Below are 25,059 nucleotides of genomic sequence, written 5' to 3'. Positions count from 1 at the left end.
GGATCAGCCTTCCTGGCGGGTGAAGGCGAGGCAGGCCTTCAAGATGGCGGTGAGGGTGGCGGTCAGCGGCGCGGCATGGTCCGGGTCGAGCGGCGGCGGCCAACTGGCCTCGGTCCGCTCGGCCGGTTCTTGGAGATAGCCGCGCATCGCCAGTTCCATCTGGATCGCATGCACGCCCTGTTCGGGGCGGCCATAATGGCGCGTGGTCCAGCCACCACGGAAGCGGCCATCGACGACATGGCTCATGCCGCTTGCCGCGCAGAGGCGGGCGACTTCGGCGGTGAGGTCCGGCGAACAGGTCGTGCCGAAATTGGTGCCGATGTTGAACTGCGGCAATGCGCCGTCGAACAGGCGTGGCACAATGCTGCGGATCGAATGGGCGTCGTAGACGACGACCCGGTCATGCCGGGCGCGCAGCCGGTCGATCTCGGCCTGCAGTGCGGCATGATAGGGTGTGAACCAGCTGGCCCGCCGCCGGTCGATCTCGGCCGCGTCGGGGACGGCGCCGGCATAGAGCGGCGCGCCGTCGAAATCGGTCGTCGGGCAGAGTTCGGTCGTTGCCTGTCCCGGATAGAGCGAGGCGCCGGAAGGATCGCGATTGACGTCGATGACGCTGCGCGAAATGGCGGTGCGGATCGTCGTCGCGCCCAGATCGCAAGCGAAGGCGTAAAGCTGGTCCACCCACCAGTCGGCATCGGCGCGGGCGATCCAGGGCGAGCGGAAGCCGTCGCCGACATCGGCGAGATCGGTTCCTGTATGCGGGAAGGCGACGATCAGCGCCGCCTCGCCCCGCCGGATGTCGAGCCAGTCGCTCATCCCAGCACCGGCAGGGCGTGACCAGCGGCCGCCACCAGCGCGCCCGATCGGACGATGCGGTTGGCTGCCTCCATATCCGGGTGGAAATGGCGGTCGTCGGTCAGGTGCGGCACCGACTTGCGGACGCAGGCGCGCGCCGCTTCCAATGCAGTACTGGAGGTGAGCGGGGCGTGGAAGTCCATGCCCTGCACCGCCGCCAGCAATTCGATGCCGATCACTGCGGTCGCATTTTCCGCCATGTCGAGCAGGCGGCGCGCGCCATGGGCGGCCATGGAGACATGATCCTCCTGATTGGCGCTGGTCGGGATCGAATCCACGCTGGCCGGATAGGCGCGCTGCTTATTCTCCGAGACCAAAGCGGCGGCGGTCACCTGCGGGATCATGAAGCCCGAATTGAGGCCGGGTTTCGGCGTCAGGAAAGCGGGCAGGCCCGACAGCGCCGGGTCGACCAGCATGGCGATGCGGCGCTCGGCGATCGATCCGATCTCGCAGATGGCGAGTGCGATCATGTCGGCGGCGAAGGCGACCGGCTCGGCATGAAAATTGCCGCCTGACAGCGCCTCGTCGCTTTCCGGGAAGATCAGCGGATTGTCCGACACGCCATTGGCCTCGATGCCGAGCGTGGTCGCTGCCTGACGCAGCAGGTCGAGCGCGGCGCCCATCACCTGCGGCTGGCAGCGCAGGCAATAGGGATCCTGCACGCGTTCATCGCCCTTCAGATGGCTCGCGCGGATGGCGCTGCCTGCCATCAGGCCGCGCAGCGCATCGGCCGTCTCGATCTGCCCGGCATGGCGGCGCAGCGCGTGGATGCGCGGATCGAAGGGGGTGTCGGAGCCCTTGGCCGCTTCGGTCGAGAGCGCGCCGGTGACGAGCGCGGACTGGAACAGCGTCTCCGCCTCGAACAGGCCGGCGAGCGCGTTAGCGGTCGAGAATTGGGTGCCGTTGAGCAGCGCCAGCCCTTCCTTGGGGCCAAGCTCCAGCGGAGCGAGGCCGGCACGGGCCAGCGCCTCGGCGGCGGGCAGGCGCTCTTCGCCCAGCATGATGTCGCCGACGCCGATCATCGCGGCGGCCATGTGCGACAAGGGCGCCAGATCGCCGCTGGCGCCGACCGACCCCTGGGCCGGCACCACCGGCGTCAGCCCCTGAACCAGCATCGCCTCCAGCAGGGCGACAGTCTGCGGCTGCACGCCCGACGCGCCCTGGCCCAGGCTGGCGAGCTTCAGCGCCATCATCAGGCGGATGACCGGCACGGGGGAGGGGGCACCGGTGCCGGCGGCATGGCTCAGCACGATATTGCGCTGGAGCGTGGCGAGGTCTTCGTCGCCGATCCGCACGCTCGCCAGCTTGCCGAAGCCGGTGTTAATACCATAGACCGGCTCGCCCTTCGCCAGGATGCGCGCCACCGCCGCCGCGCTTTGCGCAATGCGCGGCGCGGATGCACCATCAAGCCCGGCCGTCGCGCCGCGATAGATGGCGCGCCAGTCGGCCAGCGAGGCTTCGCCGGGGACGAGGATGATAGCGTTCATTGACCACTCCAGATGCGGGCATGGAGCGGGTTATACCCCATGCGATAAACCAGTTCGGCGGGGCGCTCTATGTCCCAGATGGCAAGGTCGCAGCTTTTGCCGACCTCCAGTGTGCCGATTTCGTCGGATAGACCCAACGCGCGCGCGGCATTGCGGGTGACGCCCGCCAGGCATTCGTCGACGGTCAGGCGGAACAGGGTCGCGCCCATGTTCATCACCAGCAGCAGCGAGGTGAGCGGCGAGGTGCCGGGGTTGCAGTCGGTCGCCAGCGCGATCGGCACGCCGGCACGGCGCAGCCCGTCGATCGGCGGCAGCTTCGTCTCGCGCACGAAATAATAAGCGCCGGGCAGCAAGGTCGCGACCGTGCCGGCGCGGGCCATGGCGGCGATGCCGTCTTCGTCCAGATATTCCAGATGATCGGCCGACAGTGCGCCATGGCTGGCGGCGAGCGCGGCGCCATGCAGGTTGGAAAGCTGTTCGGCATGGAGCTTCACCGGCAGGCCGAGCGCGCGCGCGGCGCTGAACAGCCGGTCGGTCTGCGCCGGCGAAAAGCCGATCCCCTCGCAAAAGGCGTCGACCGCGTCCGCCAGCCCTTCGGCGGCGACGGCGGGCAACAGGTCGTCGCACAGCATCGCGATATAGGCGTCGGCATCGCCGGCATATTCGGGCGGCAGGGCGTGGGCACCGAGGAAGGTCGTGATGATCCGCACCGGCCGTTCGCGGCCCAGCTGGCGCGCGGCGCGCAGCATCCGCAGTTCGGAGACGGGATCAAGGCCATAGCCGGACTTCACCTCGACCGTGGTGGCGCCTTCGGCGATCAGCGCGTCGAGCCGGGGCAGGGCGCTGGCGACCAGGTCCGCCTCGCTCGCTGCGCGGGTGGCGCGCATGGTCGAGACGATGCCGCCGCCGGCGCGGGCAATCTCCTCATAGGAGGCGCCGGCCAGGCGCAGTTCGAACTCTGCGGCGCGATCGCCGCCATGGACCAGATGGGTGTGGCAGTCGACTAGGCCCGGCGTGATCCAGCGGCCGGCACAGTCGATCGTTTCGGTGGGGGCGAAGGCAGGGGCATCGGCACGCGAGCCAGCATAGGTGATGCGGCCGTCGCGCGCGGCGATCACGCCGTCCTCGATCGCGCCGATCCCATCGCCCGCCATCGTCGCCAGCCGGGCATTGGTCCAAAGTCGGTCGCATATCATCGTCATCGCCAGCCTCCCTTCACGGCCTCCCGCCCAGATTGCATGATTCGATATTTAATGTATAGACATTATATCGGTCCGGGAGATTTGCAGTCCATGACGTCCCTGTTTTTCGACCATGTTTTGCTGCCGGAGGGGTGGGCGCGGGACGTCCGGATGGTGCTGGATGACGGCACGATCGCGTCGATCGAGCAAGGCGCCGCGCCGCAGGCCAAGGATATACGTCACGCCGTCGCGCTGCCGGGTCTGCCCAATCTGCACAGTCACGCCTTCCAGCGGGCGATGGCGGGGCTGACCGAGGTGCGCGGCCCGGCGGGCGACAGTTTCTGGACCTGGCGCGACCTCATGTATCGCTTCGTCGATCGCATGACCCCGGACGATATCGCGGCGATCGCGGCGCTGGCCTATGTCGAGATGCTGGAAGGCGGCTTCACCCGCGTTGGCGAATTTCACTATCTGCATCACGCCCCGGACGGCGCGCCCTATGCAAACCCGGCCGAAACCAGCCTGGCGATCATGGCGGCGGCGGCGGAAAGCGGCATCGGCCTGACGCTGTTGCCGGTCTTCTACGCATGGTCGGGCTTCGGCGCGCAGCCACCGAGCACGGGCCAGCGGCGCTTCATCAACGATCTCGATGGCTTTGCCCGGCTGCGCGAGGCCGCGATCATGGGCGCACGCGATCTGCCCGATGCCGTGGTCGGCGTGGCGCCGCACAGCCTGCGCGCGGTCGCACCCGACGAACTGGCGCTGCTGGCCCGGATCGCGGGTCATAATCCGGTCCATATCCATATCGCCGAGCAGCAGAAGGAAGTGGCCGACTGCATCGCCTGGAGCGGCCAGCGGCCGGTCGAGTGGCTGCTCGATCATGCGCCGGTCAGCAAGCGCTGGTGCCTGGTCCATGCGACGCACATGACCGAGGACGAAGCACGGGCAATGGCGGCCAGCGGCGCGGTGGCGGGTCTCTGCCCGATCACGGAAGCCAATCTGGGCGACGGCGTCTTCCCGGCTAAACCCTTCCTCGACGCCGGCGGCGTCTATGGCGTTGGCAGCGATTCCAATGTCCGCATCGATGCGACCGAGGAATTGCGCCTGCTTGAATATGGTCAGCGCCTTGGCCTCCAGCAGCGCAACGTGCTGGCGCGCGAAGCGGGCCTGTCGACGGGCGATCACCTCTACCGTGCGGCGGTGGCAGGCGGCGGGCAGGCGCTGGGCGTCCCGTCCGGGTTGCGTCTCGGCGCCTCGGCCGACTTTGTCACGCTGGACCTCGCACAGCCGTCCTTGGCCCATCGCCCGGCCGAGCGCCTGCTCGACGGGCTGATCTTCGGCGCCGGGCGCGAGGCCATCGATACGGTCTGGCGCCGGGGCGTGCAGATGGTAAGCGGCGGGCGGCATCGCGCCCGCGACGCTATCGCCACCCGTTATCGCCGGACGCTGGAGAAACTGACCGCGTGAAACAGCCGCTACACGAGAAGATTCGCGCCGATTTCGAGGCCCGCATCCTGGCCGGCACGCTGGCGCCGGGCGACCGGCTGCCGACCGAGCAGGAGTTGATGCAGGCCCATGGCTGTTCGCGCATGACCGTGAACAAGGCGCTGTCGGCGCTGCAATCGGCTGGCCTGGTCGAGCGGCGCAAGAAGGCGGGCAGCTTCGTCGCCCGGCCGCGCGTCCATTCGATGGTGCTGGATATCCCGGACCTTGCCGTCCAGATCGGCGAGCGCGGCCAGCGGCACAGCTATCGCCTGACCCGGCGGCAGGTGCGCGGCCCGATTGCGGGGCGCGACGAGGAAGCGGCGCTGGCCAATGGCGCGCAACTGCTGGAACTGGATGGCATTCATTGCGCCGATGATCGGCCGCTCGCGGTGGAACATCGCCTGATCGCGACCCGCGCCGTGCCAGCGATCGTCGATGGCGATTTCGACAGCATCTCGCCGGGCACCTGGCTGCTGCAGCATGTGCCCTGGACCGAGGCGGAGAACCGGATTTCGGCCGTGGGGGCGACGCGGGAGGAGGCCGCCCAGCTCGGCATCGCGCCCGGTGCGCCCTGCCTGTGCGTCGAGCGCCATACCTGGCGCGGCGGCGATCCGATCACCTATGTCCGCCAGGTCTTCCTGGCCGACGCCTATGACATGGTGGCCCGCTTCGGGCCGGCGGGCGGTTGACGGGGCAAAGGCAAATCGGCGCTCTTCCCTGCGGCTGACAAGGGCTGTCGGCAACGGGAAAGAGCGCCCATCGACAGGCTCCGGTCAGGCCTCAAAGGCCGCCATCTGCCTGTCGCTGCGAAGACCTCATGGTAGCGTAGAGGCCTCCGCATTCTCGATCGTCATGATGCCCGGCTGCATGCCGCGCTCGGCCTTCTGCCGGGCGACCATGGCGCGGACTTCAGCGCGCAATGCCTTTGCATCATAGATGATGCCGTCCTTGATCGTGTAATCGACGCCGCCGACCCGATCGACCTTGCCGGTCGCGTCATTGAGCCTGATCGATCCGGTGCCGAACAGCAATTTCATATTGGCCAGCGGGTTGCCCTTGATGACGACAAGATCCGCCTTGCGGCCGACGCGGATGGTGCCGATCTGGTCCTCATGGCCGAGCAGCCGGGCGCCTTCCTGCGTCGCGGCGTGGATCACCTCCAGCGGGCTGAACCCCGCCTCGCGCAGCAATTCCATCTCCTGGATATAGCCGAAGCCTTAGAGATTGTAGATATAGCCGGAATCGCTGCCCACGGTGACGCGGCCGCCACGGTTCTTGTAGTCGTTCACGAACCGCATCCAGCGGCGATAATTGTCCTTCCACGCCATTTCATGCTCGGTGGTCCAGTCGAACCAATAGGCGCCATGATTGGTGCGGCTCGGGCGATAATAGTCCCACAGCGCCGGCAGGGTGTAGTCGGCATGCCATTGCGCCCGGCTCATCCGCATGAAGTCCCGGCTGGTGAGATAGGCGGTGAAGGTGGGGTCCAGGGTGAAACCGCGTTCCAGCAGCCTGTCCATCACCTTGTTCCACTGGTCCGATCCCGGCTCGGCCGCCTGCGCCCACAGCCGCCCGGCCTCGCCGAAGCGCATCTGTTCGTCATTGTTGATGAAGTCGGTGGGGAAGGCTTGGATACGCTGGTCGGTGAACATCGCCTCGGGCAGGCCATACCAATGTTCCATGCTTTCCAGACCCGCGCCCGACGTGCCCAGCACATTGGCATAGGCGACCAGTTGCTGGGCATGGTGCATGGTGCTGTGCAGGCCGAGCTTCTTCGTCTCGTCGAGTGCGGCGTAGAGCACGTCCTCCGGCGCGCCGCCGATGAACTTGATGCCGTCGGCGCCGCGCTTCTTGGCTTCCTGGATCACAGCGCGGGCGGTGGCGGCATCGTTCACCGGGCCGCGTATCTGGTGGAACATCGGATAGATGTCGATGCGTGGGGCGACGATCTCGTTGCGGGCACTGCGGGCCTTGATCTCGGCCAGCCATTCGATCGGATGGCCGCTGCCCAGGTCGCGGACGGAGGTGATGCCATGCGCCATCCAGAGCTTGAGAATATAGTCGGACGGCACTTTCTGCGCGTCGCTCAGCGAATGAAGATGGACATGGGCATCGACGAAGCCAGGCATGACATAGGCGCCGGCCAGGTCGATCTCATGGTCGCCGGGCGCGGCGCGCAGCGCCGGATTGATCGCGCCGGGCGCGCCGATCGACTTGATTTCGGCGATGCGGTCGTTCGACAGGACGATGTCGAACGGCCCCTGCGCCGGCGCGCCGGTGCCGTCGATCATATAGACATGGCGCAGCACCGTGCGCTGGAACGGCCCCACGCCCTGGTTGCGGGCGGGAATGGGATCGGCCGCCTTTGCTGCCGGCGCATTGGATGCTTCGGGCGCCGCGAGCGCGCTGCCGCTCAGGAGCAGCGCCGCCAGGGCGAGAATGGGACGGGACCGGACGGCCATGCGACGCTCTCCTCTATCGCTGTTGTGAAAGGCGGGCCGGAGCATCACTGTCCCGGCCCGCCTGCTCGTCGGATCAGAACTTCATCCGCGCGCCGACGAAGTAGCGGCGACCCAGCGTGTCATAGAGCGACACGTCGGTATTGGCGTCGCCGACCAGCGTCGTGCCCAGGATCGGCGGCTGGCGATCGAGCAGGTTGTTGACGCCGCCGAAGAAGGAGAAGGTCTCCGTCGCGTCGATCGAGAAGCTGGTGTCGAGATACCAGACCGGGTCCACCGACTTCACTACATTGGTCGCGGTCGGATAGAGCTTCAGATCGCCGATCATCCGGCCCTGCAGGCGGAAGCTCAGCGGGCCGCTGGCATAGGTGGCACCCAGGTTCAGCTTGAAGTCCGGGGTGATGAAGCCGCCGGTGCCGACCGAACAGCCCGCACCATAATAGCCGGCGCAATCCTGCGGGGCGGAGGTGGCGAGCACCTGCGTCGTGCGCTCGAACAGCCAGCTGGCGATCGCCTGCAGCGACAGGCTGGCATCGTCGCCCAGCGACAGCGCACCGGGCAGCGGCACGCGATAATCGACCTGCGCGTCGATACCGTTGACCTTGAGCGAGCCGATATTGTTGCTCGACACGCTGACATAGTCGAGCTGGCCATTGCCCAGGCGCGTGATCGCCCGGCAGGTGGCGCTGCCGGCATCCATCATCGTGTAGCAGTCGTTCATCGTCTGCTGCGCGTTGACGGTCATGATCGCGTCGTCGACCTTCACGTTGAAATAATCGACCGTGATGTTGAGGCGCGGGATGAAGGGAGGCGAGATGACCGCGCCGATCGTGTAGGTCTTCGACTTTTCCTCGCGCAGGTTCGGATTGCCGCCGCTGTCCTGGTTGAGGCCCAGCGTCGCCTGGGTGAAGTTGGCGATCTCGCCGGCCGGTACGCCAGTGGCGACGCAGAAATTCTTGAGCGCGTCGCTGCGATTGTCGCCGCCCGAGGTCGGGATGGCGCAGGGATCGGTGCCGCTGGAATAGCCGCGGGTCACCGCCGTATAGAGTTCGGCGATATTGGGCGCGCGGATCGCGCTATTATAGGCGCCGCGGATGCGGATCCAGCTGACCGGGGCATATTCGCCGCCCAGCTTCCAGGTGAAGACCTTCCCGACCGAGCTGTAATCCGAATAGCGGGCCGCCCCCTCGATTGCGAGTGTGTCGAAGAAGGGCATGTCCGCCAGGATCGGGATGCGCAGTTCGCCGAACAGTTCCTTGACGTCATAGGCACCGGCCAGCGCCTTTTGCGACACCGCGCCATATTCATTGGCCAGGTCGAGCGGGCTGGGGCTGAACGTGTATTTGTCCTTGCGATATTCGGCGCCCAGCGCGACCGAAACCGGGCCGGCCGGCAGTTCGAACAGGGTGCCGGCGATGCTGGCGCCCGCGACCTGGCGGGTGAATATGTCATGGCTTTCGCGCACCGGGGTCAGGAAGGCGCCGGCTTCCTGGCTGATCGAATTGAGGCCCAGGATCGACACGGGGACGCAGCCCAGCGACTGGTTGCGACAGACGACATTGCCGGAGGAGTCGATGACCGCGTCCAGACCCATCGACAGCCGGGTCTGCGAAATCAGGCCCTCGTTCCGGGTGTCGGTGCGGTTGCGCATATATTGGTAGAAGGCGTCCCACTTCCAGTCGCTGCCCAGCAGCGACACATCACCGCGCAGGCCGGTGGTGATCTGGTAGGATTGCCGTTCGTAGCGATAGTTGCGGGTGCCCAGTTCGTCCGCGCGGCGGCCGCCGCCGACGATTTCCGCCGTGCCGTCGCCATTGGTGTCGAAGATGGCGGCATTGTTGGTGAAGAACTGGCGCAGGCTTTCGGGCAGCACCGGGTTGCTGGCATAATTGGGGATCAGCAATGTCGAGGAGGCGGCGCCGGGCGTCAGCGGGGTGAAGCTGTCGGGCGCCAGGATCATGTCATTCTTGGCGTTGACGAAATAGGCCTCGGCATAGGCAGTGATCTTGTCGGCCACCTCATAATGGGCGTTGGCGGCGACGTTGAAGCGATCGAGCGGGCGCTGCAGCAGATTATAGGGCGCGTAGTTGTAGGTATCTTCGGGCTGGCAATAGGGCAGGACGGTGCCATTCTCGCCGAAGCGAATGCCGGTGACCGAGGTGCAGCTGCCACCGGGAGTCAGGTTGACGCCGGTCAGCGCGGCGCGCTGCGCGGCGCTCAGCGGGACGCGGGTGCCGGGGATGCTGCCCGAACCCGAATAGACCAGCTGGCCGTTGACTTCGCCCAGCGGCGTGCGGCTGAAACCACGATCATTTTGGGTGATCGACGACTGGCGCGTCCAGCTGCCCGACAGGGTGACATTGCCCCGGCCATCGGCGGTGCTGGTGCCGAACGTCAGGTCGAGCTTCTTCGATTCGGCGTCGCCGCGGTCGCTGATGCCATATTGGGCGCTGGCTTCGACGCCCTCGAACTTGTCGTCGAGGATGAAGTTGACCGCGCCGGCGATCGCATCGGAGCCATAGACCGCCGACGCGCCGCCGGTGATGATCTCGACCCGCTTGATCAGGGCGTCGGGAATGGAGGCAAGGTCGACATTGCCGCTGGAATCGGCGGGGATGAAGCGGCGGCCATTGACCAGCACCAGCGTGCGGGTGTTGCCCAGACCGCGCAGATTGGCGGTCAGCACGCCCGACCCGCCGCCATTATTGACGGTGGAGGTGTTGCCCGATGCCAGCTGCGGCATCTGGTTCAGGGTCTTTTCCAGCGTGACGTTGCCCGACAGCTTCACATCCTCGCTGCCCATGACCGAAATCGGGCTGGGCGCGGTCAGATCGGTGCGGACCAGGCGCGACCCGGTGACGATGATGTCGGTGGGCGGCTGTATGTGTTCCTGTGCCTCCTGGGCATGGGCGACCGAACCAAAGCCGCCGCCGGCCAGGATGGTCGACAGCAACAGAAAGGCATTGCGGCGGCCGTACAGGCCCGCCGGTCGGATCGTCATCATTGGTCTATCCCCTTGTAATCGCTAGGATTCAATTCATTCGACACAGATTATGATTTTGCATGCGCAGCAATGTGGGATGCTGCGCCGATGTCGGCTCCTGCGTACCGGACCGCCTGACGGTCCCCCGGACGGGTGTTCAGCTCCTCTCTCTGTCTTTGCGGCTCTTTGACCGCTTCAATGTATATTGGATATCGTATACTTTAATCATGCTGAGGCTGCAGGAGGCTGTCAAGATTGCAGTTAAATGTCAGTCCGCAGTCGCCGGCGAAAAGCGTCGAACGTGGAGTTAGTATTATGAAAATAAATAGAAAAATTGTTCGCGCCCTGCTGCTGTCGGGCGCGGCTCTGGGACTGTTCCGGCCCGATATTGTTGCGGCTGACACAATCTGGATACGCGACGTAACCGTCATCGACGGCACCGGGGCCGCAGCAAAGGCGGGGCAGGACGTGCTCGTTGCGGATGGGCGCATCGCAGCGATCGGCGCAAAGCTGAAGGCGCCGGCTTCGGCCAGGCAGGTCGATGGTCGCGGCCGCTATCTGCTGCCCGGCTTCATCGACTCCAATGTTCACGCAACCGTCTATGGCAACCCGGCCCGCCGCGACACCTCATCGCGCTATGCCGACCGGAACGAGGAACTGGCGCTCGAATTTGCCCAGCGCCAGTTGCGCGCGGGCGTCACCACCATGCGTGACAGCTATGGCGTGCTGCCGCCGCTGCTGGCGGTGCGCGACCGGATCGCCAGCGGCCAGGCGATCGGCGCGCGCATGCTGGTGGCGGGCAATATATTGGGCTGGGGCGGGCCATTTTCGCTGACCTATTCACTGACCGGCGATCGCGACCTGACCCTGTTCCAGGAACAGTGGAACGACATGCTGGCCCAGGGCATGGGCGAGGAACTGATGGACATGACGCCGGAACAATTGCGCGCCGCCGTCAGCGCCTATCTCGATCGGGGCGTCGATTTCCTCAAATATGGCGGCACCAGCCATTTCATGATGCCCTCGCTGATCGGTTTTTCGCCGCGCCAGCAGGCGGTGATCGTGGCGGAGGCGCACAAGCGCGGCAAGATGGCCGAAACCCATGCCACCAGTTCGGAAGGGCTGCGCCTGGCGGTCGAGGCGGGGATCGACCTGATCCAGCATCCCGAGATATTGAGCCGCGACTATCCCGACGATCTGATCGCCCTGATCCTGTCAAAGGGGACGTTGTGCGCGATGCGGTCCAACATGGTCACCGGCGCGGTGCGGCAGAAGCAGATTGCCCGGCGCGCCAGAGCGGTGGCGGACATTGCGCAGATGCCGCCGGCGCTGACCAGCACCGAATTGCGCCGTCGGGCGACGATGCGCGGCGACGATGCGGAGATCGAGCGGCGCAATGCCGAGCGGCTGGTCGCGGCCGGATGCCCCGTCACGATCGCGACCGACAATTATCTGGGTGATGCGCCCGAATTTCGCCGCAGCCCCAAATCGCCGGAGCAGGAGCCGGGCGAGGGGAGCCTGTTGGCGATCGAGGGGCTGGTGGAACTGGGCATGACGCCGATGCAGGCGATCGTCGCGGCAACCCGCAACGGCGCGCGGGCGGCCGGCCGGCTCCAGGATCTGGGCACGGTGGAGCCGGGCAAGATCGCCGACCTGCTATTGCTCGATGCCGATCCGCTAGCCGACATCCATAATATCCGCCGCCTCGGCCGGCTGTTCGTTGCGGGCAAGGAGGTCGATCTTCAGGCCCTGCCGCAGACGCACCTGTTCATGGTCACGGATAAGCGCTGAGCATAAGCGGCGCCGCATCATCATGGACGCGGCGCCGATGGCTCACATGGCGCTGTCGTAGAAGGCCAGCAGGTCGCGGCGGAGGCCCTTCATGGACTCCGGGTGGATGTAGATCATGTGCCCGGATTCATAATAGCGATAGCTGATATTGGCCTGCAGCGCCTTGTCGAGCTGCATGTGCTTCAGATCATATTCGGCGCCGGCAAAGGGCGTCGCCATGTCATAATAGCCGTTGAGCGACAGCACTTTGAGATGACTGTTGGTGCGCATCGCGCGGGCCAGGTCCAGCGCGGTGTCGGCCGCCGGCATTGGCCGGCCGCCGCCGCCCGGCGCGCGATGGCGCTGGTCCCAGGCCGGGCTGATCTCCTTGTAGAAATTCGGGCGGTAACTGAGCGGCGTCTTGTAGCCCAGCGTGCCGAACAGATAGGAATTGAGCGCCGCGATATAGGCGCCGCTGATCGAGGTGTCGGCCGCGTCAAATTCGGGATCGGCGGCGCTGTCATCGACATCGATGCCGACGAAGCGGGAATCCAGCCGGCCGACGGTGCGGCTGCTGTCGCGCATCAGCTCCTTGCGGAACCGGCCGAGATCGACGCGCAGCTTGTTCTGCAGGATGAAGCCCTTGGACAGGCCGGTATAGGCGGCGAGCTGGGTGGCGATCGCATCGCGCTCGCCATCGGGCAGGTCGTCGCCCTTGGCCAGCGCGGACAGATAGGGCCCTAGGGCAAAGGCGCGCACCTCGCTCAGGAACGGCTCCAGCGTCGCCGGACGATTGGGCAGGCGGTTATGATACCAGGCGGTCGCCGCATAGCTGGGCAGATAGGTGACGTTGATCTGGTCATAGCCCGGATTGCGGATGCCATAGTTCAGGATCGACGACAGCAGCACCACGCCGTTCATCTGCACGCCGCGTTCCTGCAACGTGTTGACCAGGCCCGCGGCGCGCAGCGTGCCATAGCTTTCGCCGAGCAGGAATTTGGGCGCGTTCCAGCGATTGTTGATCGTCAGATAGCGCTGGATGGCGCTGGCAAAGGCATCGATGTCCGGATCGACGCCCCAGAAATCCTTGCCCTGCGCCTTGCCGAGCGGGCGCGACAGGCCGGTGCCGATCGCGTCGATGAAGACCAGGTCGCTGCGGTCGATCAGGCTGTCGGGATTGGGGCCGATGGCGAAGGGCGCGGGACGGGCGGTGTCGGGCGTCGGCGTATCCACACGGACGGGGCCAAAGGAGCCGATGTGCAGCCACATGGTCGACGAACCCGGACCGCCGTTGAACAGGAAGGTGACGGGGCGTTCCTTCGCGCCCTTGGCCCGATCGGCGACATAGGCGGTGTAGAACATGCTCGCGATCGGCTCGCCGGCATCGTTGCGGATCGTCAGCGTGCCGGGCGTGGCGCTATAGTGGATCAGCTTGCCGGCGACGGTCACCGACGCGCGGCTGGGCATCGCCTGTTCCTCGACCGGGGCGACGGCGCTATCGTCCTTCTTCGTCTCTTCCTTCTCCGCCGGAGCGGGCTTGTCGGCGGCGATCGACGGCGCAGCCAGTGCCGCCAGCAGCAGGGGAAGGGCGGAATATGCGATGTTTTTCGGGATCATGACTCTGCCTGTTGCCTTCATTTGCGGCGAACCGTACATCGTATACCAAATCTGTCAAATGCGCATATGCGTCATCTTCGTAAAGTTCCAAGGGAGGACCAAAACATGAAGAACCGATGGCCCCGGCTCGCCGCCGCTGCCGCACTGCTGCTCGCCACGCCGGCACTGGCGCAGGGCTTCGATGCCGCGCAGGTCAAGCAGGGCGACCATGTCATCCGCGATTTCGCCTTTCGTTCAGGCGAGAAACTGCCGGAACTGCGGATGCATTATCGCACCATCGGCACGCCGCATCGCGACGCCAAGGGGCGGATCGACAATGCGGTGATGATCCTGCACGGCACCGGCGGATCAGGCGCGCAATTCCTGCAACCGCAATTTGCCGACGAGCTGTATGGCCCCGGCCAGCCGCTCGACGTGCGCCGCTATTTCATCATCCTGCCCGACAATATCGGCCATGGCGATTCCTCCAAGCCCAGCGACGGCCTGCGCATGGCCTTTCCCCATTATGATTATGACGACATGGTCGAGGCGCAGCGCCGCATGCTGGTCGACGGGCTGAAGGTCGATCATCTGCGGCTGACCTTCGGCACCTCGATGGGCTGCATGCACATCTTCGTCTGGGGCGAAAAGCATCCCGGCTTTGCCAGTGCGCTGATGCCGATGGCGTGCCAGGCAGCGCCGATCGCCGGGCGCAACCGGATGTGGCGCAAGGCGGCGATGGACGGCATCCGCGCCGATCCGGCCTGGCAGGATGGCAATTACACGGCGCAGCCGCTGCTCGGTCTGCGCACCGCGTCCAGCCTGTCGCAGATTGCCGGTGCCGCCGCTTGGTACATGCAGGTGCAATTCCCCACGCGCGACGCGGTCGATGCCTATTGGAAGGAACGGTTCGATCGCGACATCGCCAGCCGCGACGCCAATGATTATCTCTATCAGCTCGATTCCTCGCGCGATTATGATCCGTCCGCCGATCTGGAGAAGATCAGTGCGCCGATGACGTGGATCAATTCCTCCGACGATTTCATCAATCCGCCGGAAATGGGCATGGCCGAAACGGCAGCCAAACGGCTGAAGACCACCCGCTACAAGCTGATCCCCTATTCGCCCGAGACGCGGGGGCACAGCACCCACACCTGGGCGAAATTCTGGAAGGATGAACTGGTCGCGCTGCTGGCGCGCAGCTGATCCTTGATGCGCCTGTCGGCGCATGGCGGCTCCAGCCCGCTCTCCCACCCGGCCACCCAACGGCAGTATATATGGGTGGCCGGGTGGGGGAGCGGCCGGTAAGGAATGGAAATGCGCTCTTCCGCGCATTGCCCAAAAGACGCTATCGGCCGCCTTGCTTCATGAGGCGGCCGATCCACGGAGAAAGTGCCAGGACGGCAAGCCCGATCAGCATGGCAAGGCCGCCGATCCGGCCATAGGCGGCGAGCACTGTGCTGGCCTGGTCGGCCCCTGCCGATGCGCCGATGGCGGCGGCGATCACGCCCGACATGAAATTGCCGCCCGCCGTCGCCAGGAACCAGGTGCCCATCATCAGTCCCAGCATATGGGGCGGCGACAGGCGCGACATCGCTGCCAGCCCGACCGGCGACAGGCACAGTTCGCCCATGGTGTGAAGCAGGTAGAGCAGCAGGATGAAGAGCATCGGCATCTTCGCCCCCGGCAGCATCATGCCCGCGCCGACCAGCAGCAGGAAACCGGCGCCGACCTGGATGATGGCCAGGCCGAACTTGGCGGGGGCGGACGGCTCCAGCCCGCGCCGGCCGAGCTTCAGCCATAGCCAGGCGAAGAAGGGCGCGAGCAGGAAGATGGAGAAGGGACCGACCGCCTGGAACAGCGAGGCCGGCACGGTGATGCCAAACATGGTGCGGTCGACATGCCGATCGATGAACAGGTTGAGCGAGGAGCCCGTCTGTTCGAACAGACCCCAGAAGACCGGCTGCACCACCAGCAGGAAGATCGCCACCAGCAATCGTCCGCGCGCCGCCGGATCGAGCTTCAGGCAGGCATAGGCGACAAGGCCGATGCCCATGGCTACCCCGCTGGCGCTCAGCAGATAACCGACCGTCGCGGGGCTGGCGAGCAGGGCCAGCATCGCCGCGGTGAACGGCAGGGCGCTGGCGTAAAGCCAATATTCGCGTCGGATGCCGAATAGTGGGCTCGCCAGCCAGGCCGGATCGGGCGCCTCGCCCTGGCCCTGCAACAATGGCCTGCCCATGACGAAGACGATGATGCCCAGGATCATGCCCAGCGCCGCCGCGCCAAAGCCCCAGGACCAGCCGATCGTTTCGCCCAGCAAACCGCAGACGAGCGGACCGAGCGCGCCGCCAAGATTAATTCCCATGTAGAAGATGGTGTAGGCCGGGTCGCGGCGCATGTCGTCGCGGGGATAGAGCTGGCCGACCAGCACCGAGACATTGGCCTTGAGGAAGCCGGTGCCGACCACGATCACCGCCATGCCGGCGAGGAAGATGCGGGTCGCGCTCTCACGGTCTCCGCCCAGCGCATCGAGGCCGAGGAGGATATGGCCGCAGGCGATGACGATGCCGCCGAACAACACTGCCTTGCGCGCGCCCAGATAGCGATCGGCCAGCCAGCCACCGACCAGCGGGCTGACGAACACCAGCGCGATATAGGCGCCATAGAGCATGCCCGCGCGCTCGTCGGAAAAGAGGAACTGCTTGGTCAGGTAGAAGATCAGCAGCGCCCTCATGCCGTAGAAGGAGAAACGCTCCCATAATTCGGTGAAGAAGAGGATGAACAGGCCGCGCGGATGGCCGAGGAAGGTGGCGGTGGCGTGATGATCGGCTGGGGGCATGGCGCTCATTGGCAATAGGCGGGGTGGGTCGCGTCCGGCTCGAACGCGGACACATGGTTGAGAGCGATCACCCAGCGGCCCTCGACCTTGCGCATCAGCCGCGTGTTGATGCCGGACTGGCCGGGTTTGGCTGCAAGGTGGAAGCGGCTGATCAGCTGGGCCGCGTCGGGTGCCAGCATCTCGATCCTGATGTCGCAGAAATGGAGCGTGCCGCGCGTTTCGGGCGAGGCGCCATAGTCGCGGACATAATGGTCGAGCGTGCCCTGCCAGTCGCGCTGGAACTGGCCGCGCGACACGAAGGTGACGCCGGGGTTGAGGAAGCCCGCCATATAGCCGCGAAAATCACCCCGGTTCCAGGCAAGCTCCATGTCGGCGATCACCTGCCGGATCGCCGCCTTCTCGGTCTCCACCGAAGGGGGGATCGGCGCGGCGCCCATGCAGAGCGCCGCGCCGATCAGGGGGAGGAGAATGCGCTTATTGCGCCGCACCGGACGCCCCGGCTGCGGCCTTGGCCTTTTCCGCCTGGATGAAGCGGTCAAGCTCCGCCTCCATCACCGGCAGCGGCACCGACCCCATGGTGAGCAGCGTGTCGTGGAACGGGCGCTGATCGAACTTGTCGCCCAGTTCCGCTTCGGCCTTGGCGCGCATCTTGCGGATCGACAATTCGCCCAGCTTGTAGGCCAGCGCCTGCGCCGGCCAGGCGATGTAGCGATCGACCTCATTGGTGATGTCGAGCTTCGCGAGCGCGGTGTGGCTGGCCATATAGTCGATCGCCTGCTGGCGGGTCCAACCCATGGAGTGCATGCCGGTGTCGATCACCAGCCGCACCGCGCGCCACATTTCGAACGTCTCGCGGCCGAATTCCTCATAGGGCGTCTCATACATGCCCAGCTTGGTCCCCAGCCATTCGGTATAAAGGCCCCAGCCCTCGCCATAGCCCGAGAAATAGGTCTGGCCACGGAATGCCGGGCGGTTGGGGGCTTCCAGCGCGTAGGCGGCCTGGAAGCTGTGGCCCGGATTGCATTCGTGCAAGGTCAGCGCGGTCAGATTGTAGAGCGGACGCGAGGGCAGGTCATAGGTGTTCATCAGGCAGGATTCGAGCCCGCCCCGACCCGAGGTGTAGATGGGCGCGATCTCGTCCGGCACCGGCAGGATGGTGAAGCGATAGCGTGGCAGATTGTTGAACGTGTCCTTGAGCTTGCCGTCCATCTTCTTGGTGACATAGGCGGAATAGGACAGCAGCTCGCGCGGGGTCTTGGCGTAGAATTGCGGATCGGTGCGCATGAATTCCAGGAATTCGGCGAAGCTCCCCTGGAACTTGGCGTCCGCCATCGTCTTCTTCATGTCCGCATCGATGCGCGCGACTTCCTTGAGGCCGATCTCGTGGATCTGCTGCGGCGTCAGGTCGAGCGTCGTATATTCGCGGATCTGGTCCTGGTAAAAGGCCTTGCCGTCGGGCAGCGAATAGGCGTCAATCGTCTTGCGCGCCTTGGGCATATATTCGCCGCGCATGAACGTCAGCAGCTTCTGGTAGCTGGGCGCGATGGCGTCGCGGATCAGCGCCTGGGCCTGCGCCTGCATCGCCTGGCGCTGGTCGGCCGGGATGGTGTCCGGCATCGCGGCGAACGCCTTGTAGAAGGGATTGTCGGTGCCAGCGGCCAGGAACGGCTCGATCGTCTTGTCACGCCCCTCGATCGACACGCGCGGCACGGTATAGCCGCGCTTCAGGCCCGCCTGCATGTTCGCAATCTGCTCGTCGAAATAGCGCGGGATGTCCTTCATCCGGCCGAGATAGCGGCGATAATTGTCGGCGCTGGAAAAGGGCGTGCGCGGATTGAGGCCGGTCCAGAAGAAGGTGTCGCTGTTGAACGGCGCCTCATAGGTCTTGTATTTGATCTTGGTCGCATTCTCCCAGACTGAGGTCTTAAACACCGCCTTGTTGATATATTCCTCATGCGACAGTTGCGCGTCGGGAATCTGGTCGAGCTGTTTGAGGATATCGCTCCAATAGGCATAGCGGCGCTGCTGGGTGGCGGCGGTCACGCTGGGCAGATGATCGTCGGCGCCGCCTTCCGTCCGGCCGCTGTCGGGCAGGCGGGCGAATTCCTTCTGGCGCCAGCTCCATTCGGCGTCATACAACGCCTTGAGTTTCAGGTCGGCGGCGGTCGGCTGTGTGGCCGGTGCATTGGTGGTCGGCGCCGTCTGGGCGAGGACAACCGGGGCCGTGCCGGCGAGCCAGGCGATGGCGAGCAAGGATGCGGCATGGGGCATTTTCATGAATGTCTCTCTTCCCTGTTCGGCGAAGCGATCCGGCGCCCCGCTCCTATCAATAATGTATACGATATACCTTGATTAAGGCGGGTCAAGTGCGTGTTTCGCCGGCGGGTGTGAAAATGCGCGCGCCGAACATCGGGCCGGCCCGCGTCATGCCGGGGGCCGGCTGGACGCGGATCATCACCGTGCTCTTGCCGCGCGTCAGTGCTTCGGGAATGGCGTAGGTGACGTCGAAAAATTCGCCCGGCCGGTCGGCATCCAGCTTCTGCGTCGCGATTTTCTGGCCATCGACCAATATGTCGAACAGCCGGTTGCGCTCCTCGCCCCAATAGGTGGCCTGCAGGATCAGCGGGCCGGACTTCACCTTCATGCGGAACTGGAAATGGCCGTCGGTGCGCGCGTCGCGCCCATGCCGTCCGCGATAGGTTGTGGTGTAGGAAAGTTTCGCCTCCAGCCCATGATCGCGCTCGGGCTGCATCTCGCCCAGATGCATGACATCGACCGAGCGCCGCTCCAGGTCACGGAGGCGCGCCTGCTCGACGGCAAAGGCTTGTTGTTCGACGCCCCATTCCTGCTGGGTGAAGCGCTTGAAATAGACGGCGGTGCGGCGATCGCGCTGCTGGAAGAAGGGCGCGAAGCTGAGGTCGGCGGGCTTGCCGATGCCGGCGGTGCGATAGGCGGGGACGGCGCCGGGGGTGGCGGCAAAGCCCTGCGTCACATCGGCGGCGACCAGCGCCGGGGATGGACCGTCAAAGGGCTGGTCCGCCGCGCCCAGATCGGCCGCCAGCACGACCGGGCCGTGCAGCAGCGCGATGGTCCGGGCATCATCCGGCGTTGCTTCGACCCGCAATGCCATCGGCAGGTCCAGCGTCACCTGATCGCCGGCCTTCCACTTGCGATCGATCAGGGCATAGCCATCGGCGATGCGCGGGGCGGGCAGGGGCGTGCCGTTGACGGCGATACGCGCGCCCTGGCACCATCCGGGGATGCGCAGCGCCAGGGTGAAGCGGCCGGCCCGCGCCAGTTTCGGGATCGACATCGCGATGTGCCCGTCGAACGGATAGCCGGTCTCGATCCGCAGCTTCGCGCCCCGCGCCGCCCAGTCGGCTTCGCTGGGGATATAGAGATTGGCGATTAGCATGTCGGCCGGCCGGTCGGCATCTTCCCACCAGATGGCTTCTCCGTGCTTGGCATGGCTTTCCATGCCGCTGCCGACGCAGCACCAGAAATCGTCGAACGGTTCCGACCAGACGCGGTGCGACCCCGACATCAGCGGCACCATATAGGCGAACATGCCGGTGGCCGGGTTCTGATGCGCCAGGATATGGTTGATATGGGCGCGCTCATAATAGTCGAACAGGCGCGCTTCGGGCTTCCACGCATAGAGATGCCGGGTCAGCTTCAGCATGTTGTAGCTGTTGCAGCTTTCGCAGGTCTGTTCGGTGATATGCTTGGAAATGGTGCCGGGATCAGGGAAATATTCCCGGTCGGCATTGCCGCCGATGACATAGCTATATTGCCCGACCACGGTCTCCCAGAAGAAGTTGGCGGCGATTGCGTCGGCGGCATTGCCGGTGATCTCGTGCAGGCGCGCAAGGCCGATCAGCTTGGGGATCTGCGTATTGGCGTGGATCCAGGGCAGGCTGTTCTGCCGCTGGGCCAGCGGATCGAGCACCTTGCGATGGCGCAGGCGCGTGGCCAGCGCCAGCCAGCGCGGATCACCGGTGCGGGCGTGCAGTTCGGCGAAGCTCTCGTTGATGCCGCCATGCTCGCAGTCCAGCACCTGCTGCACCTGTGCATCGTCCAGTTTCGCGAACACGCCGTCGATATAGGCGCCCAGGGCCAGCGCGACGCCGCGCGCTTGGCTGTTGCCCAGATGGGTTTCGGCGTCGAACAGGCCGGCGAACAGCTTGTGCCAATTATAGAAGGGCACCCAGCAGCCGTTGAGATCGAACCCGGCCGATCGGATGTCGCCGCGCATAATCTCCGGGAAGATCAGCCTGCCATCCTCGATCACATCGTCGCGACGGCGGGTGAAGCCCGCGACATAGCCATCGCCGGCCGCCGCCTGGCACTCGGCCAGTTCGGCGATAATATAGGCGGCGCGGCGGGCGCATTCGGCGTCGCCGGTCTGGGCGTGCATCAGCGCCAGCGCGGTCAGATAATGGCCCAGCGTATGGCCGGCGATGGTATCATTTTCCCAGCCGCCATAAATGGCGCCCTTGGGCGTCAGGCCGGCATGTTTGCGGAAATTGTGCAGCAGCCGATCCGGCTCCAGCCGCAGCAGATAGAGGCGATTGCCCTCGACCGCGTCGGCAAAGGGGGAGGGGAGAAGCCGGGTCGCATTTAGCGGCAAGGTGCGCGCCGATTCGGGCAGCGCACTGCCGGTTGCGGCATGGGCGACGCTGCTCCATCCCTGCCAGGCGGGGGCCGTCGCGGCGGCTGTCGCGGCCAGCAACATGGCCCTGCGGCTGAGGGGCGTGTGACGGTGGGACATGGCGGCTCCGGCTTGTCTGTAATCGTTATACCGTATACGATATTGCGATTATGGTTCGGGATCAAGATGGAGGATGCATGTCTATCTTCAACGCTGCGGCACGGGCAAGAAAGGCATGAGCGCGGACGAAAGCGTCACGCTGACGCTGCAGCAGGTCGCGGATCTGGCCCATGCCGTGCTGCGCCGCCATGGTCTGGCGGAGGCACATGTCGGCCCGGTTGCCGCGACGATCATTGCCGGCGAGCGCGATGAATGCGCGTCGCATGGCGTCTATCGCCTGCTCAACTGCGTCCATACGCTCAACAGCGGCAAGGTTGTGCCGGATGCCGTGCCGGTGGTGCATCATGTCTCGCCCGCGCTGCTGCGCGTGGATGCGGCCGGCGGCTTTGCCCAACTGGCTTTCGCTACGGGATTGCCTTTGCTGGTGGAAAAGGCACGGACGATGGGCATCGCCGCCATGGGCATCAATCGCTGCGTGCATTTTGCCGCGCTCTGGCCGGAGATCGAGGCGCTGACGGATCAGGGGCTGGTTGCCTTTGCCTGCACCCCCAGCCATGCCTGGGTCGCGCCGGCCGGCGGCACCTCGCCGCTGTTCGGCACCAACCCGATCGCCTTTGGCTGGCCGCGCCCCGGCGGCGATCCCTTTGTCTTCGATTTCGCCACCAGCGCGGTCGCGCGCGGCGAGATCGAACTGCATCGCCGTGCCGGCAAGCCGATTCCGGAGGGCTGGACGATTGATGCCCAGGGCCATCCGACCACCGACGCGGAAGCGGGCCTGGCCGGAGCGCTGCTGACCTTTGGCGGGCACAAGGGATCGGCCCTGTCGGCGATGGTCGAACTGATTGCCGGGCCGCTGATCGGCGATATGACCAGTGCGGAATCGCTGGCGCATGACGATGGCGCCAAGGCATCGCCCTATGGCGGCGAACTCATCATCGCCATCGATCCCGCCGGCTTCCTGGGCGCGGCGGCCGCCGAGCATATGCAGCGGGCCGAGGCGCTGTTCGACGGCATTACCGGCCAGGGCGCACGCCTGCCATCGCAGCGGCGCTTCGCGGCGCGTCGCCGCACCCCCGCTCAGGGCTGCCGCATTCCCCGCGCGCTCTATGAGGAACTGGCGGCGCTCAGCTGAGCGCCGCCAGCGATTTCAGGCAAAAGGCTGGTCGATCGCGACCGAGGGCGGGGTGAACCAGGCGGCCCCGGTCTCGGTCACGTAAAAATGATCCTCCAGCCGCACGCCGAAGCGATCCGGCACGACGATCATCGGCTCGTTGGAGAAGCACATGCCCGGCTCCAGCGGGGTCATGTCGCCGCGCACCAGATAGGGCGCCTCATGGATCGACAGGCCGATGCCATGACCGGTGCGATGGGGCAGGCCGGGCAGGCTGTAGTCAGGGCCAAGGCCCGCCGCCTCCAGCAGGCGCCGCGCCGCCGCGTCGATCGCGCCACAGGGGACGCCGGGCTTGACCGCGTCGAACGCGGCCTGCTGCGCCTCCTTCTCCAAGGCCCAGATGCGCCGCTGCTCGGCATCGGCCTCGCCATAGACATAGGATCGGGTGATGTCGCTATGATAGCCGCCGATGGTGCAGCCGGTATCGATCAGCACCATGTCGCCTTCGGCCAGCACGCTCTCGCCCGGCAGGCCGTGGGGATAGGCGGTCGATCGGCCGAACTGGACGATGCAGAAGCTGCTGCCCGATGCGCCGAGCGCCCGGTGCGCGGCCTCGATGAAGCGGCGCACCTCGGTCGCGGTGATGCCGGGGCGCAGGATGCGGGCAGCGCGGCGATGCACCTCCAGCGTCATCGACTTGGCCTGCTGCATCAGCGCCAGTTCGGCGGCCGACTTGCGGCTGCGGCAACCGTCGATCACGGCCGAGGCGGCAACCAGCGTCACGTCCGGCGCGGCAGCGCGAATGCGCTCGACGAACAGGAAGGCCATGGCCGGGTCGATCCCCAGCCGGGCGACGCCCAGCGTCCGGAGCGCGTCGGCGACGAGCGCGGACGGGCTTTCATCCTCCTCCCACAGGCGCAGGTCGCCGGCGTCGATCTTGAGGTCGGCTTCCAGCGAGCCGCGTTCGAAGCGCGGGCAGATCAGGATCGGCTCGCCGGTGAGAGGCAGCAGCATCGCCACCAGTCGCTCGCTCGCGCCCCAGGGGACGCCAGCGAAATAGGCGAGGCTGGTCCCGGCATCGATCAACAGCGCGTCGAGCCCTTCCTGCGCCATCAGGGTGCGGGCTTTGGTAATGCGCGCCTGATATTCGGACGCCGTGATAGCCGGCGCACGATCGGACCAGGGGGCAAGCCCGGCCAGTTCGGTGGCGGCATCGGAGCCGCCGATCTGTTGTGTCATACTCTATCCTTCAAAGCGGCGGAGCGAAAAGGGCGTGGCGTCGACCGGCGGGGTTGCGCCGGTGGCCAGCGCGGCGATGATTTCGCCGGTCAGCGGTCCCAATGTCAGCCCCAGATGCTGGTGGCCGAACGCATAGAGCAGGTTTTCCGCGCGGTCACTCCGGCCGATCGCCGGCAGATAATCGGGCAGGGTCGGGCGCGCGCCGATCCAAGGCCTGGCGTCCGCCTCGATCGGCAGGCCCAGCGCGGCGGCATGGGCGCGCAGCCTTTGCCATTTGCGCGGGTCCGGCCGGGCGGAAAGGCTAGAAAATTCGACGAAGCTCGCTGCGCGCAGGCCGCTTTCGAACCGGGTGACGATCATCGATCGATCCTCGAACACCACCGGCGGCATGTCCATCGGCCAGCCTTCGGGCGGGTTCGGCGTCTGCAGATGATAGCCGCGTTCGGCGATGATCGGGACCTTGTGGCCCAGCGGGCGCAGCAGTGCGTCCGATGCGGTACCGGTCGCGACGATGATATGGTCCGCGTCCAGCGTCCGGCCGTCGGCCAGTTGCACCTGTGCCTGTCCATCACGGGTAGGAAGCGCGCCAACCTCCGCCTGCTCGATCCGCCCGCCTGCCGCCAGCAGCGCCTCTCTCAGATCCTGCGCCAGCCGGGTCGGGTCGGCGATGCGGCCGCTGCCCTCACAGCGAATCGCGCCGATGATCGGATGGGGGAACAGGGCTTCGAGCAGGGCCATCTCGCGCGCCGTCGCGTCGCGGAAACGCGCCGTGCCGCAATCGGCGGCCATCCAGGCGCGGTGCCCGGCCAGCGCGCTCGCCTCGCTTTCCCAGACGATGAAATGCCCATCCTCGATCAGGTGGCTCGGCCCGGCGCATAGCGCGTCGATCCGCTGCCAGGCCGGCATCGCCTGACCCAGCAGCGCCTTTAACGCCGCGCGTCCTGCCGCAAAGCGCGACGGGCGCGCGGCATTCAACAGGCGCAGTGAAAAGGGCAGCCAGCGACCGATGTCGCGCCAGGGCAGGCCGAGCGCGCCGCCGCGCCAGAACAGCCGTCGGGGGAAGCTCTTCACTGTTGCCATCGACGCGAGCGGGTCGATCTGCTCCACCGCGACATGGCCCGCATTGCCCCAGGATGCGCCGCGCAGCGGGCTTTCCCGTTCGATCAGCAGTGTTGAAATTCCCTTTTCCTGCAATCGGATAGCGCAGGATGTTCCGACGATGCCGCCGCCGATGATGATTGCGTGTTGGGTCAATTGACTTCTTTTCACTTGGCGTTGAC

18 protein-coding genes are annotated in these 25,059 nt (G+C 66.0%); 5 read left to right on the top strand and 13 right to left on the bottom strand.

From position 1 onward, the window contains the following. Nucleotides 1–3: 3 nt before the first annotated feature. The 3 genes from hutG to hutI are packed head-to-tail and all read right to left on the bottom strand — an operon-like array spanning nucleotide 4 to nucleotide 3,538. Complete coding sequence (gene hutG / locus ACI6S0_RS08710) at nucleotides 4–816, bottom strand: N-formylglutamate deformylase (RefSeq protein WP_434405547.1); 813 nt, start codon at nucleotides 814–816, stop codon at nucleotides 4–6. Beyond that, complete coding sequence (gene hutH, locus ACI6S0_RS08705; RefSeq protein WP_434405546.1) at nucleotides 813–2,342, bottom strand: histidine ammonia-lyase; 1,530 nt, start codon at nucleotides 2,340–2,342, stop codon at nucleotides 813–815. Before hutH ends, hutG begins: the two co-directional genes overlap by 4 nt. Then, entirely contained in the window at nucleotides 2,339–3,538 is a 1,200-nt protein-coding gene (gene hutI, locus ACI6S0_RS08700; protein ID WP_434405914.1) for an imidazolonepropionase, read from the bottom strand. The genes hutH and hutI overlap by 4 nt, the downstream gene beginning before the upstream one ends. 96 nt (nucleotides 3,539–3,634) lie before the next feature. Between hutI and ACI6S0_RS08695 the strand changes: the two genes are divergently transcribed. Both ACI6S0_RS08695 and hutC read left to right on the top strand, forming a co-directional pair. Then, entirely contained in the window at nucleotides 3,635–4,990 is a 1,356-nt protein-coding gene (locus ACI6S0_RS08695; protein ID WP_434405545.1) for a formimidoylglutamate deiminase, read from the top strand. Further along, nucleotides 4,987–5,697, top strand: coding sequence for a histidine utilization repressor (gene hutC, locus ACI6S0_RS08690; protein WP_434405544.1), 711 nt, complete (start codon nucleotides 4,987–4,989; stop codon nucleotides 5,695–5,697). The genes ACI6S0_RS08695 and hutC overlap by 4 nt, the downstream gene beginning before the upstream one ends. Before the next feature lie 126 nt (nucleotides 5,698–5,823). Here the strand turns inward: hutC and ACI6S0_RS08685 are convergent, their stop codons facing one another. From ACI6S0_RS08685 to ACI6S0_RS08675, 3 genes are all read right to left on the bottom strand, one after another. Further along, complete coding sequence (locus ACI6S0_RS08685; RefSeq protein ID WP_434405543.1) at nucleotides 5,824–6,204, bottom strand: amidohydrolase family protein; 381 nt, start codon at nucleotides 6,202–6,204, stop codon at nucleotides 5,824–5,826. Between the two features lie 21 nt (nucleotides 6,205–6,225). After that, nucleotides 6,226–7,470, bottom strand: coding sequence for an amidohydrolase family protein (locus tag ACI6S0_RS08680; protein WP_434405542.1), 1,245 nt, complete (start codon nucleotides 7,468–7,470; stop codon nucleotides 6,226–6,228). A 73-nt stretch (nucleotides 7,471–7,543) separates the two neighbouring features. Beyond that, complete coding sequence (locus ACI6S0_RS08675; RefSeq protein ID WP_434405541.1) at nucleotides 7,544–10,471, bottom strand: TonB-dependent receptor domain-containing protein; 2,928 nt, start codon at nucleotides 10,469–10,471, stop codon at nucleotides 7,544–7,546. Between the two features lie 294 nt (nucleotides 10,472–10,765). On the opposite strand from ACI6S0_RS08675, the gene ACI6S0_RS08670 reads away from it, so the two are divergent. Continuing rightward, a complete protein-coding gene (locus ACI6S0_RS08670; RefSeq protein WP_434405540.1) occupies nucleotides 10,766–12,241 on the top strand; it encodes an amidohydrolase family protein in 1,476 nt (491 codons plus the stop codon). A 42-nt stretch (nucleotides 12,242–12,283) separates the two neighbouring features. On the opposite strand, the gene ACI6S0_RS08665 is transcribed toward ACI6S0_RS08670, so the two are convergent. After that, nucleotides 12,284–13,837, bottom strand: a complete 1,554-nt coding sequence (locus ACI6S0_RS08665; RefSeq protein WP_434405539.1) for a S10 family peptidase — start codon at nucleotides 13,835–13,837, stop codon at nucleotides 12,284–12,286. Nucleotides 13,838–13,942: 105 nt separating this feature from the next. On the opposite strand from ACI6S0_RS08665, the gene ACI6S0_RS08660 reads away from it, so the two are divergent. Beyond that, nucleotides 13,943–15,022 carry an alpha/beta fold hydrolase gene (locus ACI6S0_RS08660; RefSeq protein WP_434405538.1) on the top strand — a complete coding sequence of 360 codons (1,080 nt, stop codon included), beginning with the start codon at nucleotides 13,943–13,945 and terminating at the stop codon, nucleotides 15,020–15,022. A 142-nt stretch (nucleotides 15,023–15,164) separates the two neighbouring features. Here ACI6S0_RS08660 and ACI6S0_RS08655 read toward each other — a convergent pair whose 3' ends face one another. From ACI6S0_RS08655 to ACI6S0_RS08640, 4 genes are all read right to left on the bottom strand, one after another. After that, nucleotides 15,165–16,667 carry a peptide MFS transporter gene (locus tag ACI6S0_RS08655; protein WP_434405537.1) on the bottom strand — a complete coding sequence of 501 codons (1,503 nt, stop codon included), beginning with the start codon at nucleotides 16,665–16,667 and terminating at the stop codon, nucleotides 15,165–15,167. Further along, nucleotides 16,664–17,095: a YybH family protein gene (locus ACI6S0_RS08650; protein WP_017502456.1), complete on the bottom strand. Its 432-nt coding sequence runs from the start codon at nucleotides 17,093–17,095 to the stop codon at nucleotides 16,664–16,666. The genes ACI6S0_RS08655 and ACI6S0_RS08650 overlap by 4 nt, the downstream gene beginning before the upstream one ends. A gap of 37 nt (nucleotides 17,096–17,132) precedes the next feature. Next, entirely contained in the window at nucleotides 17,133–18,935 is a 1,803-nt protein-coding gene (locus tag ACI6S0_RS08645) for a DUF885 domain-containing protein (RefSeq protein ID WP_434405536.1), read from the bottom strand. An 85-nt stretch (nucleotides 18,936–19,020) separates the two neighbouring features. Continuing rightward, a complete protein-coding gene (locus tag ACI6S0_RS08640) occupies nucleotides 19,021–21,429 on the bottom strand; it encodes a beta-L-arabinofuranosidase domain-containing protein (protein WP_434405535.1) in 2,409 nt (802 codons plus the stop codon). Nucleotides 21,430–21,502: 73 nt separating this feature from the next. Between ACI6S0_RS08640 and ACI6S0_RS08635 the strand changes: the two genes are divergently transcribed. After that, entirely contained in the window at nucleotides 21,503–22,561 is a 1,059-nt protein-coding gene (locus ACI6S0_RS08635) for an Ldh family oxidoreductase (RefSeq protein WP_434405534.1), read from the top strand. A gap of 15 nt (nucleotides 22,562–22,576) precedes the next feature. On the opposite strand, the gene ACI6S0_RS08630 is transcribed toward ACI6S0_RS08635, so the two are convergent. Next, the gene (locus ACI6S0_RS08630; protein ID WP_434405533.1) at nucleotides 22,577–23,779 is read right to left on the bottom strand and encodes a M24 family metallopeptidase; all 1,203 of its coding nucleotides are present in this window, start codon (nucleotides 23,777–23,779) and stop codon (nucleotides 22,577–22,579) included. A 3-nt stretch (nucleotides 23,780–23,782) separates the two neighbouring features. After that, nucleotides 23,783–25,033 (bottom strand): NAD(P)/FAD-dependent oxidoreductase, encoded by a 1,251-nt coding sequence (locus ACI6S0_RS08625; RefSeq protein ID WP_434405532.1) that lies wholly within the window; start codon nucleotides 25,031–25,033, stop codon nucleotides 23,783–23,785. Nucleotides 25,034–25,059: the final 26 nt, after the last annotated feature.

Origin of the sequence: Sphingobium sp. DN12 (assembly GCF_051058005.1) — a bacterium.
GTDB classification, from domain to species: Bacteria; Pseudomonadota; Alphaproteobacteria; order Sphingomonadales; family Sphingomonadaceae; genus Sphingobium; species Sphingobium yanoikuyae.
The sequence above is the reverse complement of the archived record's forward strand: the minus strand, read 5'-3'. Positions and strand labels throughout refer to the sequence as shown.